Source organism: Methanophagales archaeon (assembly GCA_021159465.1).
Taxonomy (GTDB): domain Archaea; phylum Halobacteriota; class Syntropharchaeia; order Alkanophagales; family Methanospirareceae; genus G60ANME1.
This window is the reverse complement of the sequence record JAGGRR010000198.1, coordinates 1-16,767: the sequence shown is the minus strand read 5'-3', so window position 1 is coordinate 16,767 and position 16,767 is coordinate 1. Positions and strand designations below refer to the sequence as shown.

The 16,767-nt window shown below is 42.9% G+C and carries 21 protein-coding genes; 9 read left to right on the top strand and 12 right to left on the bottom strand.

The genetic code is table 11. The features are described from left to right. From J7J01_08635 to J7J01_08625, 3 genes are all read right to left on the bottom strand, one after another. A partial coding sequence (locus tag J7J01_08635; protein ID MCD6210931.1) for an AAA family ATPase occupies positions 1 to 931 on the bottom strand: 931 nt, incomplete at its 3' end. 261 nt (positions 932 to 1,192) lie between these two features. After that, on the bottom strand, positions 1,193 to 1,762 hold the full coding sequence (locus J7J01_08630; protein MCD6210930.1) for a tRNA (cytidine(56)-2'-O)-methyltransferase: 570 nt from the start codon (positions 1,760 to 1,762) through the stop codon (positions 1,193 to 1,195). A 10-nt stretch (positions 1,763 to 1,772) separates the two neighbouring features. Next, positions 1,773 to 2,027, bottom strand: coding sequence for a hypothetical protein (locus J7J01_08625; protein ID MCD6210929.1), 255 nt, complete (start codon positions 2,025 to 2,027; stop codon positions 1,773 to 1,775). Between the two features lie 75 nt (positions 2,028 to 2,102). Between J7J01_08625 and J7J01_08620 the strand changes: the two genes are divergently transcribed. Next, a complete protein-coding gene (locus tag J7J01_08620; GenBank protein ID MCD6210928.1) occupies positions 2,103 to 3,314 on the top strand; it encodes an MFS transporter in 1,212 nt (403 codons plus the stop codon). Here J7J01_08620 and pssA read toward each other — a convergent pair. From pssA to J7J01_08585, 7 genes are all read right to left on the bottom strand, one after another. Beyond that, on the bottom strand, positions 3,279 to 4,043 hold the full coding sequence (gene pssA / locus J7J01_08615) for a CDP-diacylglycerol--serine O-phosphatidyltransferase (protein MCD6210927.1): 765 nt from the start codon (positions 4,041 to 4,043) through the stop codon (positions 3,279 to 3,281). The two genes, J7J01_08620 and pssA, sit on opposite strands and share 36 nt — an antisense overlap. A 25-nt stretch (positions 4,044 to 4,068) precedes the next feature. Then, positions 4,069 to 5,001, bottom strand: coding sequence for a hypothetical protein (locus tag J7J01_08610; protein MCD6210926.1), 933 nt, complete (start codon positions 4,999 to 5,001; stop codon positions 4,069 to 4,071). Positions 5,002 to 5,082: 81 nt separating this feature from the next. Next, entirely contained in the window at positions 5,083 to 5,676 is a 594-nt protein-coding gene (gene fliE / locus J7J01_08605; GenBank protein ID MCD6210925.1) for a flagellar hook-basal body complex protein FliE, read from the bottom strand. Then, entirely contained in the window at positions 5,649 to 6,095 is a 447-nt protein-coding gene (locus tag J7J01_08600) for a DUF22 domain-containing protein (GenBank protein MCD6210924.1), read from the bottom strand. Before J7J01_08600 ends, fliE begins: the two co-directional genes overlap by 28 nt. 6 nt (positions 6,096 to 6,101) lie before the next feature. Beyond that, on the bottom strand, positions 6,102 to 6,452 hold the full coding sequence (locus J7J01_08595) for a hypothetical protein (GenBank protein MCD6210923.1): 351 nt from the start codon (positions 6,450 to 6,452) through the stop codon (positions 6,102 to 6,104). Between the two features lie 82 nt (positions 6,453 to 6,534). Then, entirely contained in the window at positions 6,535 to 7,356 is an 822-nt protein-coding gene (locus J7J01_08590) for an anaerobic ribonucleoside-triphosphate reductase activating protein (GenBank protein ID MCD6210922.1), read from the bottom strand. Between the two features lie 9 nt (positions 7,357 to 7,365). Next, positions 7,366 to 8,427, bottom strand: coding sequence for a M42 family metallopeptidase (locus tag J7J01_08585; GenBank protein ID MCD6210921.1), 1,062 nt, complete (start codon positions 8,425 to 8,427; stop codon positions 7,366 to 7,368). A gap of 51 nt (positions 8,428 to 8,478) precedes the next feature. Here J7J01_08585 and argB point away from each other — a divergent pair, with 51 nt between their 5' ends. Continuing rightward, on the top strand, positions 8,479 to 9,339 hold the full coding sequence (gene argB, locus J7J01_08580; GenBank protein MCD6210920.1) for an acetylglutamate kinase: 861 nt from the start codon (positions 8,479 to 8,481) through the stop codon (positions 9,337 to 9,339). A gap of 241 nt (positions 9,340 to 9,580) precedes the next feature. Next, complete coding sequence (locus J7J01_08575; protein ID MCD6210919.1) at positions 9,581 to 9,979, top strand: hypothetical protein; 399 nt, start codon at positions 9,581 to 9,583, stop codon at positions 9,977 to 9,979. 331 nt (positions 9,980 to 10,310) lie between these two features. Here the strand turns inward: J7J01_08575 and J7J01_08570 are convergent, their stop codons facing one another. Next, on the bottom strand, positions 10,311 to 10,538 hold the full coding sequence (locus tag J7J01_08570; GenBank protein MCD6210918.1) for a hypothetical protein: 228 nt from the start codon (positions 10,536 to 10,538) through the stop codon (positions 10,311 to 10,313). 338 nt (positions 10,539 to 10,876) lie between these two features. Continuing rightward, complete coding sequence (locus J7J01_08565; GenBank protein MCD6210917.1) at positions 10,877 to 11,749, bottom strand: hypothetical protein; 873 nt, start codon at positions 11,747 to 11,749, stop codon at positions 10,877 to 10,879. Between the two features lie 262 nt (positions 11,750 to 12,011). Here J7J01_08565 and J7J01_08560 point away from each other — a divergent pair, with 262 nt between their 5' ends. From J7J01_08560 to J7J01_08535, 6 genes are all read left to right on the top strand, one after another. Then, a complete protein-coding gene (locus J7J01_08560) occupies positions 12,012 to 12,722 on the top strand; it encodes a helix-turn-helix transcriptional regulator (GenBank protein MCD6210916.1) in 711 nt (236 codons plus the stop codon). Positions 12,723 to 12,890: 168 nt separating this feature from the next. Further along, positions 12,891 to 13,658, top strand: coding sequence for a hypothetical protein (locus J7J01_08555; protein ID MCD6210915.1), 768 nt, complete (start codon positions 12,891 to 12,893; stop codon positions 13,656 to 13,658). A gap of 184 nt (positions 13,659 to 13,842) precedes the next feature. Further along, positions 13,843 to 14,352 (top strand): Ig-like domain-containing protein, encoded by a 510-nt coding sequence (locus J7J01_08550; GenBank protein ID MCD6210914.1) that lies wholly within the window; start codon positions 13,843 to 13,845, stop codon positions 14,350 to 14,352. A gap of 582 nt (positions 14,353 to 14,934) precedes the next feature. Then, the gene (locus tag J7J01_08545; protein ID MCD6210913.1) at positions 14,935 to 15,648 is read left to right on the top strand and encodes a hypothetical protein; all 714 of its coding nucleotides are present in this window, start codon (positions 14,935 to 14,937) and stop codon (positions 15,646 to 15,648) included. Positions 15,649 to 15,670: 22 nt separating this feature from the next. Then, a complete protein-coding gene (locus J7J01_08540; GenBank protein ID MCD6210912.1) occupies positions 15,671 to 16,051 on the top strand; it encodes a hypothetical protein in 381 nt (126 codons plus the stop codon). 150 nt (positions 16,052 to 16,201) lie between these two features. Then, positions 16,202 to 16,738: a hypothetical protein gene (locus J7J01_08535; GenBank protein MCD6210911.1), complete on the top strand. Its 537-nt coding sequence runs from the start codon at positions 16,202 to 16,204 to the stop codon at positions 16,736 to 16,738. Positions 16,739 to 16,767: the final 29 nt, after the last annotated feature.

Here is a 16,767-nt window from a genome sequence, read left to right as displayed (position 1 = left end):
TATTTATTGTCCCATCAGAAATAAGAGATGCCGGTAAATATTGAGTTTTGAAATACGATTCTTTCAATTTGAAAAGCAAAGATTTATCTGCAAATTTCTCCACATCAACATTCTCCACAAATGGTAAAAGGTCTTTTATCAGGTTCAAAAGCTTTCTTCTTCTCTCTCTGTTCTCTGTAATGTTCTTAAGAATAATAGGTAAATTGATTCCATTCTCCTCTAATTCGGCTTTTCCTGTGATAGGAGTGGCTTTTTTAGCTAATTTGGGGTCAAAATCGTATATTGAGATTTCACTAAAAATCTCTTCTAATGGAGGAGGAAAGTATGGTGTTTCAAGGAGAAGTTTATGCTCTGGTAGCGTTTCTTCTTGCAAAAATGGTGGAAATATGACCTCTTTTTTCAGTAGCACATTCGGTGGTATGTTAAGAACAACTTGTACCCTTCCATTGCTACGTGAGATAAGAATTTCTCCATCACCAAGTATTTCTTTCTCTTCAATTTTTTTCCCTTTTCTCTCTAACTTGAAGAATTTACACTTTTGACTTAATTCATCATTCACTATTCTAAATCCAGAACCTCTTTTATTTCCTTTAAATCTTAACGCAAATTCGTATATCACTTCATAGGTTTTTATGCCTATTAAACCCACTTTTGTCTCTAGTCCCCATCTGAACTCTTGATCAGAAACAACTTTTATGGACAAAGGCTCAGAGGCTCCTATATTCAGGTTCCGGAGATATTCCACACCTCCCTGCATAGATATTGCGTTATCTAAGCCTGAACTTGTTATATCTCTCAAAAATTCAAAGATATGGACAAAATTGGACTTCCCGGATGCATTTGCACCGATTATCACATTGAATTTTCCAAGATCAATCTTTAACTCTTTAAAACTTTTAAAGTTTTTCACTTCTATTCTTTTTATGCTCATCTTCCCAACCTCCTATTTATTTGGGTAAAACCACCATTGTAGCTCCTGTAGGGTGCTTCTATTTCCCAAGCTCGTGAATCTGACTTTTTCCATGACTTTTTCTCATTTTATGCCTCCTTTACCCTTAATTTCAATTAATATTCATCTACATTTAAAGGTGTCACCCCAGTGCCACTCCTTAAACCTTTCTACAATATCGCCCAACGTTTGTGGATATCAGAAGCCCCCGAAGAAGGGGCACCACTTATTCCCATAATTCCATTAATCTTTCATATATGAACTGCTCGGATAATGCTCTATCTGGACCCTTTTCACTTCCTTACCAGCTCTTTTCGGCACTATCTCCAGCTCTGCATGCCTGAATTTGGCTCTTAATTCTTTACCCTGGTATAAATAATCGAGGAATAAAGCGAGCGCAGCAATCTCGGAATGCGGCTGATTACCCACTGCAATATTCCAGTCTGCGACTTCATAGACATCAGGTGGTACCTTCTCCGCACCGACAATGACCAATATGCGATTGTTCGTTGCACACCCTCTTATCTCGTCAATCACGTCAAGGATGTTCTCACCGTACATTGTGAGATGACATACCTTTCCCCCTTCTCGTTTCCATCTCGTCACCGCTTCGCGCCATTTCACACCGGTCTGTACAAAGAAATCACCACCCCAGCGCTTCGTAACATCGCTTATGCTCCTCTCCACCGTTTTATCCTCCGTTGTGAGAAGCATACCACTTGCTCCCAATGCACGTGCAACCAGCCCGATATGTGTAGTAACTCGTTTATCTCGCTGAGGACGGTGCCCTAACCTCAATACTACAATCTCCATTCATTTACTATTACTCTATGATGTGAAAGTCAACACCTGCCGGAAGAGGCGTAACAGGCGGCAGAGAAGGTTTGTAGCCGCATATAACCGCTCTATTTACAGGTGGCAACTTCATAATCCAGTTCTCAGCAACGGTATACTTAAAACCATGGTCATGGATCCATCGCTGAAGCTCTTCTATCTCACTCCCACCCGCTGTAAAGACTGTGGAGAACGAGAACAATAATATTGAGACCACCACGACCACAGATATAAGCTCCTTCATCTACTCTATCACTGATTAAATATACGCTACTTATCTATATATAAACCTTTGGATGTGTTGTGCTAATGAAACAGCATGCGTAGCTATAGCCACTATCTGAAAGGGATAAGCACGAACATACTTCTACTGGGTGTTGTCAGTTTCCTGAACGACTTAAGTAGCGAGATGATTATCCCGATTCTACCCCTGTTCATTAAAGCTTTAGGCGGTACTGGCTTGATTTTAGGGGTTATTAGTATTGTAGGGTTAATAGGAGGATTACAGGAAAGCATCTCGAGTATATTAAAGGTTCTTTCTGGTTACTGGTCTGATAGAATAGGAAGGCGTAAACTATTTGTATCCTCTGGCTATTTCACGTCCGCATGCTTTAAATTGCTTCTGGCATTCTCCACAATCTGGCAGCACATATTGGTCTTCGCCAGTTTTGAACGCGTGGGTAAGGGCTTGAGAACAGCGCCAAGAGATGCAATCATCGCGGATTCTATGCCCGAAGCGAGAGGTAAGGGATTTGGTATCCACCGCGCACTTGATACTTCTGGTGCAATCACTGGCGGCATAGCTGCGCTTATATTATATTGGTTTTTAGCGTTCAGTTTCAATCATATCATATTTATAGCTGCAATAGTCGCTTTTCTTTCCTTAATGCCACTCTATTTTGTAAAAGAAGGAAAAAGAGAACCGCAGGATATAAAATTACAGATAAGCCTGAGAAAACTGCCAAAACCTCTTAAGTTGTTCATTATGGTGGCTACCGTTTTCGCATTAGCCAATTTCACCTATATGTTCTTCATATTAAAGGCAGAAACAGCGTTTTCGTCCGTAATGCCGGTGAAGGAAGCAAGAGCTCTTGCTATACTCTTATATGTCTTTTTTAATATCTTCTACGCAGTGCTTGCCATCCCTTTTGGCACACTCTCAGACCGAATAGGGAAGAGGAAAGTGCTTATTTCTGGCTACTTACTGTTCTCTGTGACCTGTCTTGGATTCGCTTTCTCCGATTCACTCGCCGCATTTTTAGTTCTATTTCCGCTTTATGGCATGGTGTATGCAATAGTAGATGGTAACCAGCGGGCTTTTGTCTCTGACCTGTGCACAGAAGATATAAGGGCAACTGCTCTGGGCACTTTTCATACCCAGATAGGTGTGATTGCTCTGCCGGCAAGTTTAATAGCGGGATTTCTATGGACTCTAACGCCTACGCATAGCTGGACATTCCTATTTGGCAGTTCGGTCAGTCTCATCGCCTCTATTCTATTTCTCATGCTCCGAAGGTATTTCAGTGAGTGAGCTTCTCATCTCCTTAAGGTAGGTAGCTGCTGGACTGCAGATATAGAAAGCGGCTAAAGCGGTAATGATAGCAGTGGGATAAATGAACAGCGGGGAATGTAACGCGTAGAATAGTATCAGAGCGAAGAAGATGCAGCCCAGTGGAATCACTATTCTCATATCTCTAAGGTTTCTATATCGTATCCTGCTCGTCATAAGGATGCATAGAGCAGCCATTAAAAAGTTCAGGAATAATGAGCTTACAAGGTGCAGGTGCAGTTCGAGCGCAAGCAGCATAAAAGAAGCCAGAACTACCGCACTGCCTGTGATTGGTAAACCCTCAAAGTCCACGTCCATATCTCCTGTGGTAGCTTCTGCTGCTCTTGCATCGAATCTCGCGAGTCTTAACTCTCCACATATCAGATACGCACTGCATACCACAGTCATGAGACGGTCGTTTATCAACACGAAGGCGAGGATGGCAGGTGCAGTGCCAAAGGAGACCATATCAGCGAGCGAATCGAGGTATCTGCCCATGTGCGAGCTTTCTATCCTCCTCGCTACCAGTCCATCCAGACCATCAATAACCGCTGCTGATAGAATAACCACAAGTGCATCCTTTAATGCCTCACTACCACCAGAGAGTACAAGCAGGATGGCTAAGAAGCCTAATAACGCATTACAAATGGATATTAAATCGGGTAGTTTTATCAGCTTTAGAATATTGATATTCAGGTCGTCATTCTGCATTTCCGTAAGACTTCCTTAAGCTAAACTATGCATTGATGATCTTCATGATATCATCTATTGAATCTGCATATTCCACATGGATACCTATATTCTTCTCGATGTACTCCTTTGCATCTTCAACTACCGGGTTCTCTCGGATTATAGTTATGAGTCCTACCTGCTCTCTCACTTCCTCATATCTTATGAGATGACTGTTCTCGCGTGGCAGGATAAAAATTCGTTTGCCTGCTTCTTTTGCCGCCTTCGCCTTCTCTATAACGCCCCCTATCTTACCAACATGCCCATTCGAGCTGATTGTTCCGGTCATAGTGATATCGGAGGGGAGTGAGATATCCTTCAGCGCAGCAATAATGAGCGTTGTCATAAGTGCACCAGCACTGGGTCCATCCACTTCCGGAACTTTTGATGACGCTTCAACACTGAAGATCACATCGCTTCCCGAGAGATCAATACCTGTGTAATTCTCAGCGGCAATAACCGCGGTATTTGCCGCATCCTGGAATACAACGCCCATTAGTGGCTTTGTTACAACAAGTACACGCCCATGCCCGGGCTTTATATCAACAGAGACCTTGATCATTGTCCCATTCTCTACAATCTCACGACTGTAAAAGGGGTAGTTACCGTGGTATTGGATACGGCGCATCACTGCGGGAGCTTCGAGCTGGGCACTACCTTCTTCTCCTATTGCAGTAGTTCTGTTTATTTGCGCCTTCAATGCAGCAAGCTCACTTCTGTACACCTGTAACTGCTCCCTCGCCTGCTGCAACGAGAGATTTGTCTGGTAAAGCTCCTTAACCAACCATGCATTCGCCGCTTCAAGGCGGTTCACATGCTCTCTAAGCTCTGTAGGGTTCACCTGCTGCTGGTTAAGCTTAACCACGAGGTATGCATTTGATACGATAGAAGCAACGAGCAGAACAAACATCACTATAAATGTTAAAGTCTTCTTTCCCATCTCTTATCACTCGCTATTATTTTTTAATATTTTATAAATAAAAAGCACCCATCGGCTCAACACTTTGCGCTATCATGATGTTTATGCTTGCTTATGTTTGTGCTTACTCAGAGAACGTAGCAGTAGCTCCCTTATCTGTGCCTTAAAATCCGCCAGTGAACCTTCGTTCTTTATAACCACTGATGCTTTCTTCATCGCCTCCCCCATACCCCATCCTATCTCACGCTCCTCTCGTCTTCTGAACTCCTCGAGACTTAAAGAGTCATCACCTCTACCACGTTTTTTTAGCCGGCTATACCTGAGAAAAAGAGGTGCATGGATGTTAACAAGCAGGAAATCAGCACCAAATCGCACTTTAAATGCCTCCACCTCCGCTATTCCCCTTATACCATCAACAACAACCACCTCACTGCCTGCTTTTTCACTCGCACGCTCTATATACGGTATACACCTCTTTGCAATCGCGTCCATACCATGCCTGCGCCGTAGCTCGGTTGCGATTCTACCTGCATTTGCATCACTCAATTCGATACCACGCCTCTTCAGTTCCTCTCTTATTACATCCCCCATCACCACTACCGGAATGCCCAGCTCCCTCGCCACAGATGCCGCTTCGGTTTTGCCTGCCGCAGGAGCGCCGACAAAAGCTAATACCTGTATCTTTCCTGCAGCCACCTCTCCGCTGCACCCCGTACAAGCCTTCTTTCAATAGCTGCGTAGAATATATTTACAACACCGAGTAATTGCCCTTTATTTATTGTACCATCAAATATTGGGTGAAAGATAGCCTCGTCAAGGAGTCTCCTGCCTTCAACTCGTTTCGGCTTACCCACTGCTGCGAATGAAGTAACTATGCCAAGCGCATGACGCATTAGTGGGCATGGCACCACTATTGACCTTGGAGGCACTTCTATCTGCTCTATCTTTATATTCACGAGTGCGTCCTTCTTCACTTCTTTGTCCTCATTCGCAATCACCATCTCCCATTCACCATGCGGTCCCACAGTAAACCCATAGCTGAATGCTTCTACTACTTCTCTCTTGATCTCTCCACCTATTCTATCCTTCCAGCAAACGATTTCTATCTTTGCCATGCTTCTTCATTTATCATTATTATTTAAAAATCCCCCCTTCAGCGCACTCAACCGCATGTCCCAGTACGCATCCAGCATCTCTGATTCTTCGGAATCCTCAAATATTATTTCACCTCGTTCCAATTTCGTTATTCGCCCGGTGTGGTTCCAGGCGACACTCGCCCATTCATCGTCTGTCAAAGCTCGCTCAATTGCACGCTCTAAGCTCGCTCGGTTTAAAACGAGCTTCTCACTCGCTTTTATCCTTATCTGCGGTCCAAACCTGATATAACTGGCATTTCTATCGCGATTATCCTCACAGACCGCTTTCGCAATCCGTAAGTTCATCGGTACACCCTCTATAAAAACGCTTACCATCTTTAATCACGTCCTACGTATCCTCTTATCCCCCTATTCCTTCTCCCCCCCTTTCGCTACCACTTCTGATTTTTCCCTCCTCCTATTTATATTTATACATCACTTCTTCCCCCCTCTCTCGTGTTCGGATTCTAACCTCCTTTAGCGGTGCAGTGTGATAAGCAAGAGAAGCGAGTTCCTCCAGTTCTTCATAGCTAAAGATGTTCCTCTCGCTCAAGCCTGCATCAGGGGGTATACGCTCGATTCTACCCTGCTGTATTACATAAGGGTAACATGTCGCACCCATGTCATGAAGCTCTTCTACTATCTGTTTCACTTCTGCAGCACCTACGATATTCTTGAATACCGTTGTTATTAATTCAGCATCAACATCTTTCGCGAGGAGTATCTCCAATGTCTTCCGCACTCGTTCTGAAACGCCATGCACTTTTGTCAGTTCTTCATAGCGTGTATTAGTATTGGTATTGGCATTGGTACAGGTACTGATAGTACCCAATGGCGCTTTGATATCGAGGAAGATTTTATCAAAAGCATCGGCATCAAGCAAAGCTTCTACTGCGTCGGGATAGTAACCGTTCGTCTGTACTCCGAGATAAAGCGACCTCTGCCGTGCGTATTTGGAGATCGCAGCTATTGCATCGGGTTGCATGAATGGCTCGCCACCTGATAGTACCACAGCATCAATGAAATCCTCGCTATCTCTTATCGCTTCTTCTATCTCTTTCATATCCACATAATTGTCAGTCTCTATGAGGTTGTAATTCTGGCAGTAGATACAGCGAAACGGGCACCTTCTGAGGAATATCACTATTGCTGCTTTACCGCGCCAGTCTATCGTGGAGAAGTGGATTATACCACCGAGATTTACTCTTATTCTCGTTTCCGTTTCCGATTCCGTTTCCATTTCCGGACTTTAAAAGAATTCACCCACGTGCTCCAATGCCCTCGCTATGAGTTCTGCACATTTATCCAGGTCATTCAGGCTCAACAGTTCCACGGGTGAATGGATATACCTCGTGGGCACACCAATCACACCGGTAGGGATACCACCCCTCGTGAGATGGATAGCAGTGGCATCAGTCGTCCCACCTTCGGACACACTCAGTTGATACTGGATATTATATCGTGAAGCAGTATCCTTTAACCATTTCAGTACAGCGGGCGGTGTTATTATACCGCGTCCTGACGCATCAGAGACGGTGATTACCGGTCCTTTATCCAGTTCCACAGTTGTTTCTTTCTTCTCTATCCCCGGATGCCCGCCTGCTATATCGGTATCAATAGCGATAGCAACATCGGGATTGAGTTCAAATGCAGACGTTCGTGCGCCCTTCAGCCCCACCTCTTCCTGCACCGTGCCCACTGCATATAACTCGAACTCGGTGTTCACTCTTCGTAGCGCTTCTATCATAACCGCAACGCCAGAACGATTATCAAAGGCTTTGCACGTAACTCTGTCATTTATGAGTGATGTGAAATACCCATCTATTATGACAGGCGTACCGATGGTGATGCCCAGCTTTGATACTTCTTCTTCGCTCTTCGCACCAATATCTATAAACATATCCTCAGCTTTGATCACCTTCTCTCGTTCCTCTTTTTTCATTCTGTGTGGTGGTTTCGAGCCTATAACGCCATATACAATGTCGCCACCTTCACCCTCTAGTTGTGGTTGCAGTACCACACGCTGATTGAGCAATGTCTGGTCAAACCAGCCACCGATGGTTGAGAATCGTAAGAAACCCTCTGGTTCTATCTGCTTTACCATCAACCCTATCTCGTCAAGATGCGCAGCTATCATGACAGAAGGGCTCTTACCGCCTTTCCTCGCTATCAGATTCCCTAACCGATCAGTCCTTATCTCATCCACGTACTCCCTCAGTTCTTCTTCCACTATCTCTCTTATCGCACCTTCATAGCCTGAAATCCCACCTGCCTCCGCTAATCTTGCCAATAGCTCCTTTAGTTCTCTCATCTCTATCAATAATTTTATAATTGATTGTATTATTCATATATCTTTGGTAGAATGAAGCGAGAAGAGGTTCTGATAGAGGCTTTGCCCTATATTCGTAAGTTTTATGGCGCTAAAATCGTGATAAAGGTCGGTGGACATGCACTGGTGGATGAACTCATAATGGATAACATCATGCGTGATACCGTTCTGCTCAGGTTCATCGGGATAAAACCCGTGGTTGTGCATGGCGGCGGTCCAGAGATAACGAAACTGATGGAGAAACTGGGTAAGAAGCCGAAATTCATCCGTGGGCTTCGCATTACCGATGATGAAACACTGGAGATAGCGCGAATGGTGCTTGTGGGCAGTGTTAATGAACGCATAGTATCGCTGATTGGGAAGCACGGTGGCAAGGGTATCGGGCTCTCGGGCAATGATGGGAAATTGATAGTGGCGAGGAAGAAAGCGAAGCAGCGTATGGAAGGTGAGGAGATAGACCTCGGGTGGGTTGGTGAGATAGAGGAGATCAATGCCGAGATAATTAATATCACAGCAGAGCAGGGTTATATCCCTGTAATATCTCCAATAGCAGTGGACAGGGAGGGAAACAGCCTGAATGTAAATGCCGATTCGGTCGCTGCTGAGATAGCGTGCGTGATAAAAGCAGAAAAGCTGATATTACTCACTGACGTCGTGGGTTTGCTACGTAATCCCGCAGACCCCTCCACTTTGATATCGCAGGCGACACCGGAGCTGGTAAACGAGCTTGTTGCAGAGGGGGTCATAGGTGGTGGGATGATACCGAAGGTGGAAGCATGCTTGAAAGCCGCTTATCATGACGTCACTGCGCACATAATTGATGGTAAAGTACCCCATACTATACTGCTTGAATTGCTCACCGATAAGGGTATTGGGACTATGATAAAAGTGTGAACGTGGTGCCTTCACTCGTCCAATCTTTCTTCTTCTATCTTAAATTTAACCCCCTCCCCAAAGCACCTACAATCCCACTTATAGAAACCACCCAATTTTGAATTTGAGTTATGTTATTTATGGAAAATGTTGGTTTTAAGCTGATCGTTGCGATAGACGCCGAGAATTACGAGCTATCAGGTTATGAACTCTACGATGGATGCCCGAATGATGCAATTATACTTATTCCACTCCTTGAAAAATGAGGGAGATTGATGCAAATCTCGTTCCACCGCTCGATATATGGGCTGGAAAGGGTTATTTGCTTGACATTTGGAATAAGATCAGGCAAGAATTCCTTAGGCTAATCGAGAAGTGGGAAACGTTCAAAGAAAAACGGAGCAGAATCGAGGTATTATTCGATATTGTGAAGAATACGCTTGGATTGAAGCGTTTGCATCAATATACAGGTAGAAGTGTTGAAAAGAGAGTGTTTTGTACCTTCCATTTAGCTTTCTACCTCATACAGTTGGCTGAAGGCATGGGGATAAGTGCGAGAGAGCTTGTTTATTGGTGGGTGGAGGAGGGGGTTAAATTACACAATTTAGAGTCGTATATACGCTTGGAACCACCTGTACGTAAGTGGATTGCCCTTCGATAATCACCCGAACGGTGGTGGGAAGCATGAACTTCGATGCGAGCATGAACACGCTACGACGAATAGTGCCATCGAGAGTGCGGTCTTTCACTCTATTTTCATCGGTTTTACTTTGCCACGCATACTGCCTTCCTGCTCAGCTTAATCTAATGATGTTTGTATTTGATAACTTTGCCACATATAACTATAACTATAATTATAGTTCTTGAGCTTCCTATTTATTCATCGGTGGCGATAGAGCGGCGGACTTATCCTTATAACCTTTTCTTTCTCAAGGTCTACATGCACGAAGTATATCATTCCATCTTCCAGCTCGAACATTACTGATGCACCATCAAATTTCGTTTCTACCTCTCCTGCTTCGGTTGTTAATAATTACGCCCGTTGGTCTTATTTTCATCTCGTAACTCTTCCTGTTTATGATGTTCTGCACTTCCGGGTCCGCGAGAGCAATTTCTCGTGCTCTCTCGCGCTCTTCTTCGGTCAATTCCCGCACTTCCGGCGCCCTTATCAGCTTGCCCTCCCTACCTCCAATCGCTATTCTTAGCTCGGTCTCGTTCACTGCCCCTCCGGCTTGGATGGAACTACCTCAACTCTGGCTGCTCGTTCGTTTCACTCTGTTCTGTAATCCCCTCTACTTTTGAAGGTATCTTTACGCTGTTCATCATTCCAATATATGCAAATGCTATTCCTATCCCTATGAATGCCAATGCTATCAATACAGCAATGCTTTTTCGCTCATTTTCATTTATTATTTACCTCCTATTATTGGTTATACACCGAGGCTATGTCTATAAATTGTGAGATACCCGTTATAGTGGATCGTATCAGGGCATTTTCCTAATGAGACAAGCAGAAATAAGTTAAATATTATCATTTTTTCAGCTTCCTCTTTTCCTATTATGGGTTAATCTCTTTTTTCCTATCGGTAACTTCTGCCTCTCTGTATACCTCATCAATTTTTCCCATGATTTCTTTTGCCGTTATTGTGGCTGTTTCTGGCTCTGGAAATGAAGGAGGTCGTAGTCTCAATCTCAGCGTTTTATTCAATGGTGTGCATGAAATTTTTGCGCCACCGCCAACGGGGTCAAATATACAGTCCATAGGGTCCCTGATAAGTTGTTTACTCGCATTTACTGTATATTCACTATATTCGCTAAGATTTGAGAAAAGTTCTAAAAGAGCGTCAATTTCTTCTCTTGAAATGTGTCCTTCTTTGATTACTATTTCTTTATGATTAGGATAATAATGGTCACTATAACATATAACTTTTCCATCGTTAAATATACTCATCCATCTCTCTCCTTCAAATACCGTTGAATTCACCGAAATAATAGGATTCTTAGAATCAACCATCTTCTGCTCCAGCATATCCCACTTCTCGTCCATCACCGCGGAAGTCACTCTCCCTTGCTCGATGATGATTCTTGCAGTGTGGGGCGTTATGACCTGAGCCAGGATCTGGCCCGTCCTGTTGCCGTATCCCGAATGCCTGCACTGGAATTCAAACACGAATTCCCAGCAACAGGGGCATTTGAGCGTATTTGTCCCCACCAACTTCAGGCTATCTTCTATGCCATCAAACCTGAAGGTAGGGCTGTTTAGCAAGTAATCTTTGGCTATTTCCCGGCTCTTGCCCTTATCACATCCCACTTCGGGTTCTTTTATAGTTCCTGGATAGAGTTGTGCAAAACCGAGAGCCAGGGCTATAACTATAGCTATAGCCAAAACCAAAAACATACCTACCGCTATTTTCTTTTTCATCATAATCATCTCCTGCTCCTCTTATCAAATTAGCCCGAATCGGCCACGCCAGCTCTGTCTTCAAAGCGGTTTTGCTTTTTCATCCCCGAATTTGAAAATTGGCTCAAACCTCATGCTTTCTTCTTCGCTCATATTCGTCAGTTCCTCTTTCACCACCTGAATGTCAGATTCATCAAGGTAGAATATAACTGATTAAATTCCTTTATAAGGCTTTTGATAGCTACGAATTGGTTCGTAGTTATAGATTATTTTAAAAAGGGACAAAACAAAAATGAGAATGATGGTCTCGAACGAGAACAATAATAACGGAATAGAAGAAAATGCCAATACCGAAGATGAAAAACTATTAATCCTCCTGTTAAACGATAAAAACTCAAAGAAAATATCACAGATTATTTCTAACGACACTGCAAGGAATATTTTAGAGGCTATTGCTTCCGAACCTCTTTCAGCATCCGAGATTGCAGAGAAACTCGGCATTCCTTTGAGCACCGTTCAATACAATCTTGAGCGGCTTAACGATGCGGGACTGGTGAAGGTAGAGCGAACGAAATACAGCGAGAAGATGAAACACGTGAAGATATACGCACCGCAGCGTAAATTTGTTGTCATCGTTCCCGAAAAGACGGATAGGAAAGAAGTTATCGCTTCGTTGAGGAAATATTTGACGGCGATATTCTTTGCGGTGGCAGGTTCAGGCATAATAGAATTTTTAACGATGAGGATGAAGAGTCCAATAGGAGAAGTCACAAGGTCAGTAATACCCGAGGAAGTGGGGAGACCACTTGGACCATTACCCGCACCCACGCCAATGCCTGAAATAGTGCCATCGCCAATACCAGCACCAAAAGGAATTGGTCTTGATCTGGGATTTGATATTTTCGCTCATCCCGGTTTATGGTTTCTATTTGGTTGTCTGTTCGTGATACTGGTTGTATTCCTCATAGAATATCTTGGAAGGAAAAAGGACAGAAAGGATTGAATTGAACTTAAATTGAATCAGATAACTACGAATTGATTCGTAGCTATGGGAAATCTTATATAATCCCTCAACTATACTTTAGCGCCGAGGAGAGGCGTAAAAAGGAGGTAAAATAAAAAGATGAAGGGAAAGGAAAGGGTTAAAAAATTTAGGAGGTGATATGGAAAAATGTTGAAAATACGCAGAGATAAGCGCTTTGCTGTATTGCTTGTATGCTTGTTGATGTTAATGAGCATGATTAGTGTACTACCTGTAATAAGTGCTCAACCACCACAGCCACTCTCGCCAGAAGAGTTACGTGCAAGAGGCTATGCTTCTGACCGAACTGATTATTGGTATAGCCTAAAGGATAATATTGCTGCCGTATCTGGGGATATTGACATTAGCGTTGAGAATTGGGATGGTAACGATCAGGACGTCACGTTTTATGGAGAAGCGCAGATCAATTTAAACTATGGAGGAACTTACAAATATGCTGAATTTATAGCAGCAATATATAACTATAGTGGTGTTCCTTATCATTGCTATGGCATAATGCTGGATGGCCATGGTACGGAGTATACTGACCAACGGAATGACTTACTCCATTGGAGTATAGAAGATAAGGGAAATGGCAAAGTAAAAGCGGTGTTAAAAGATGGCTCTGGTAATGTAGTCCTCTCACGAGAAGCGACTGTAGGATCGGGTGCGATGAATATTGCCGGGGTTGTCACTTCGGCAGAGTTTTATTATGCTAGTAGTGGACAGGGACTACCCAAAAAACTTGAAGCTGATCCTTGGCACAAATCTGTCCGTTATCATGATGGTACAATAGGAAATTTCAAAAATGCAGTCAAATCGCAAGGATATAATGGGGACAGCACATATACAAAGATAGTGCACCATACAGGCAGCACTTATTATTATGATTGGGCAGAAGGAGGCACTGATTTGTAACCCCGCTTTATCGCTAACTATCAGTCTAAAACTAAAAATACAAAAAATTTCCTCTTTTCTTTTTAGAGGGGTAAAAACAAAAATCTATACGAACGCCGAGGAGAGGCGCTAAAAAGGAAAGTAAGGTAAAAAAATAAAGGAAAGGGAAAAGACAAGTTAAAAATTGGGAGGTGAATATGAGAAGATGAAGAAGATATTTTTTGCAATAGGCATAATAGTAGTAGCAGTAATTGCGTTGGTTACGATGTTTGCAGGAAGTATTAGTGAAAAGGAAACATCAGTACCTGCTCTTACACCGACTATAACTCCCCTCCCAAAAACAACGTCCACCACACAGTCTCCTAAGCAGCCTCTTGCGCCTTTGCCTTATCAAGTCATGGACCGCATACCTGAACCTGGGGCAAAGGATGTGCCAGTTACGACTTCCATTTCTATAAACTTCTCCATATTACCGGAAATTGTGGAGTTGGAAATGGAACCAGAAGTGGAAATAAGCAACATCAGTAGGGAGATACTTACTACATCTCGTGGAGAACATGTGTTCATAGACGGTGGGAAGGTCACCTTTTACCTCGCTAAACCTTTGTTACCCGAAACAAACTATACGGTCAAAATCACTTATGGAGTGGAAAAAGCTCCACCAGACAGTAAGCCAACTTCAACAACTACGTGGCAGTTTACAACTTCCTCATAAGAATGCCCAACACGCCTATAGAAAGTTATGTAGGTGAGTGCAGGATTGAAAAAATTTAGGTGGCGAAAGAGCAAAGAAGGAAGGCACCGAGGAGAGGCGTAAAAAGGAGGGAAAATAAAAAGATGAAGGGAAAGGAAAGGGTTAAAAAATTTAGGAGGTGATATGGAAAAATGAAAACGAAAAAGATATTGGCAATAGGTATATTGATAACGTTGGTGTGCGGTGTTGGATTAGTGACGGCTCAAGAAAATCCTGTAAAAAACGAAAAAAATACAAACAAAAGGATATAACAACAATGAACTCGCAAAAATTCTGGACGAACATGGAATGGTACAGAATCCAGAGACAGGAATGTTCGAGGTAAAAACAGAAGGGGGAATACCTGAGGCAGGGGTATCTGAAGCCGAACTAAAAGAAATAATAGAGTAGTCGAACATTAAAAACTTCAGAGAGCCCGTAACTGGAAAAATAAACTACACAAAACTTGCTAACTTCACAGACCCAGTGACGAAAATAGTAGGGAAATTAAAAGAAAGGAGCTATAACGACAGTGAAATCACAGAAATTTTAGAAAAGCACGGGATGGGCTGGGATCCAGAGACAGGAGCTACATGGATAGGCATAGGTCCAACAGAGGAGGAATTAAAACATTTAGCTCCGCTTTACAATCCCACTGATAGTGAAACCTATAGTAAATCTCTCCATCAGGCAAATCAAGTAATGGAAGTAAAAAATGACGTGTATAGAGGTTTTAGTAACTATATGAAACCCGGGAGTTGTGCAGTAGGAGATGGAGAAACTGTACAGCATGTAGTTACGACTCACATAGGCAGCGGTGGCTATTGGACAGAAGCTGGCGTTATAAAAACCTCGTGGAATACAAATTGGAGAATTTTCTCATATGATAATGACGAGGGGACATGGGACTGGCACGGTACCGCAGGTCCTACAACGTACACAGAATATTATATCTACATCACAGACGAACACGGTGCTAGCGGATATAGATATGATATTTTCATTGGGGGTCACTGGGAAAGAAGTGGACATGTGCCAAATTTAGAAAATGATGTCAATCAGGCAAACGAGATATGGTCTGACACCGGTACTTGGACCGCTGATGCTACTAGAGCAGTCCATAAATATTCAGGTTTAATCAAATCGGATGGCACTGGCACAAGTTGGAACGAGGATGTACCGACTGAATGGTGGCATGCACCAGACCCATGCCATGTAAAGGAGTATCATGAAATGGATGGAGCAGATGCATGGAAATATGAGACATGGGTAGAGTGAATAGGTAAGAGGTGTGATAAAAATGAAAGTAGACAAAAGTTTTTCAATTTTTTTATTTTTTATTTTTATAATTGCACTTATAGCTGTGCTTGTCTTATCGAATTTTAATCGGCATGAATTAAGTGAAAAAGATAAAGCAGAGGCGATAAAAATCGCATTGAACGATGAAAGGGTGAAAAAAGAAATCGGTGATAAGGAGTATGAAGTAGTAGATGAGGGCTATACTTCTATCGAAATAGTGGGGCCGAACGAAACATTTTCAGGTGAAGTCCCTGTGGTTCAGATAAAAATGGAAAATGTCACTTTAATGGTTTTCGTTGACATTGAGAAAGGAAGGGTTATAAGTATTGGGTATCAATGGGAAAAGCCTCTTCTATCACCTCCGCCAGCTAACGGATATTAGCAAAAAGAATGAATTTTATATAAACCTTTGCTTTTCGTTCGAAAAATCCGCACGAAAAGATAGTTTTATCAGGGGTTTGAACGATACTATTAGAGCGCCGAGGAGGGGCGCTATATAAATACCTAAAAAATTAGGAGGTGAAATAAAAAGATGAAAACGAAGAAAATATTGGCGATAGGCATAGTGGCGTTAGTGGTGTGCGGTGTTGGATTAGCGATAGCTCAGGATCCGAGTAAAGAATATGTTGTAATTAATTCTCCGGTTAGGCCAGAGGAAAGAGAGGATGTGTATCATATCCCTCCTGGCTCTATCGTTTACCATTCTGCTGATGGTGTAACAACGATTTATACACCAAATGGAAAAATCATCTTGAAGGCGAGAGATTCTGACGCAGCTCAGATCTCGGTACCAGCTGGTGTCTCTGTACCTGCAACCTACATTACTCAATCTCCATCTGGATCAAGGGTCACCTATGAGCCCTTTAAGTTCCATACAAAAGATAGAGGGTTAATAGTAACGGAAAAGGCAACCAAGATATATGGACCAAATGGAAGACTTCCGTTGACTATAGTAAGTTCAACAGAACAGCCCAAACATAGTAGTTTGGCAACCAAGTCAGGTAGATACTCTGGTTGGGTAGAAAAAGCATATGAGACGAATAGATGTAGATGTAGGCGACAGCCTTAAGGGAGAAATATTCTGGGCTTCATCTTGTG

Bases quoted from the DNA above. Each gene is read 5' to 3' on its own strand.
- J7J01_08630 (MCD6210930.1), bottom strand. From the start codon at position 1,762: ATGGAGATTGTAGTATTGAGGTTAGGGCACCGTCCTCAGCGAGATAAA.
- J7J01_08625 (MCD6210929.1), bottom strand. From the start codon at position 2,027: ATGAAGGAGCTTATATCTGTGGTCGTGGTGGTCTCAATATTATTGTTC.
- J7J01_08620 (MCD6210928.1), top strand. From the start codon at position 2,103: ATGCGTAGCTATAGCCACTATCTGAAAGGGATAAGCACGAACATACTT.
- pssA (MCD6210927.1), bottom strand. From the start codon at position 4,043: ATGCAGAATGACGACCTGAATATCAATATTCTAAAGCTGATAAAACTA.
- J7J01_08610 (MCD6210926.1), bottom strand. From the start codon at position 5,001: ATGGGAAAGAAGACTTTAACATTTATAGTGATGTTTGTTCTGCTCGTT.
- J7J01_08600 (MCD6210924.1), bottom strand. From the start codon at position 6,095: ATGGCAAAGATAGAAATCGTTTGCTGGAAGGATAGAATAGGTGGAGAG.
- J7J01_08595 (MCD6210923.1), bottom strand. From the start codon at position 6,452: ATGGTAAGCGTTTTTATAGAGGGTGTACCGATGAACTTACGGATTGCG.
- J7J01_08590 (MCD6210922.1), bottom strand. From the start codon at position 7,356: ATGGAAACGGAATCGGAAACGGAAACGAGAATAAGAGTAAATCTCGGT.
- J7J01_08585 (MCD6210921.1), bottom strand. From the start codon at position 8,427: ATGAGAGAACTAAAGGAGCTATTGGCAAGATTAGCGGAGGCAGGTGGG.
- argB (MCD6210920.1), top strand. From the start codon at position 8,479: ATGAAGCGAGAAGAGGTTCTGATAGAGGCTTTGCCCTATATTCGTAAG.
- J7J01_08575 (MCD6210919.1), top strand. From the start codon at position 9,581: ATGAGGGAGATTGATGCAAATCTCGTTCCACCGCTCGATATATGGGCT.
- J7J01_08565 (MCD6210917.1), bottom strand. From the start codon at position 11,749: ATGATTATGATGAAAAAGAAAATAGCGGTAGGTATGTTTTTGGTTTTG.
- J7J01_08560 (MCD6210916.1), top strand. From the start codon at position 12,012: ATGAGAATGATGGTCTCGAACGAGAACAATAATAACGGAATAGAAGAA.
- J7J01_08555 (MCD6210915.1), top strand. From the start codon at position 12,891: ATGTTGAAAATACGCAGAGATAAGCGCTTTGCTGTATTGCTTGTATGC.
- J7J01_08550 (MCD6210914.1), top strand. From the start codon at position 13,843: ATGAAGAAGATATTTTTTGCAATAGGCATAATAGTAGTAGCAGTAATT.
- J7J01_08545 (MCD6210913.1), top strand. From the start codon at position 14,935: ATGGGCTGGGATCCAGAGACAGGAGCTACATGGATAGGCATAGGTCCA.
- J7J01_08540 (MCD6210912.1), top strand. From the start codon at position 15,671: ATGAAAGTAGACAAAAGTTTTTCAATTTTTTTATTTTTTATTTTTATA.
- J7J01_08535 (MCD6210911.1), top strand. From the start codon at position 16,202: ATGAAAACGAAGAAAATATTGGCGATAGGCATAGTGGCGTTAGTGGTG.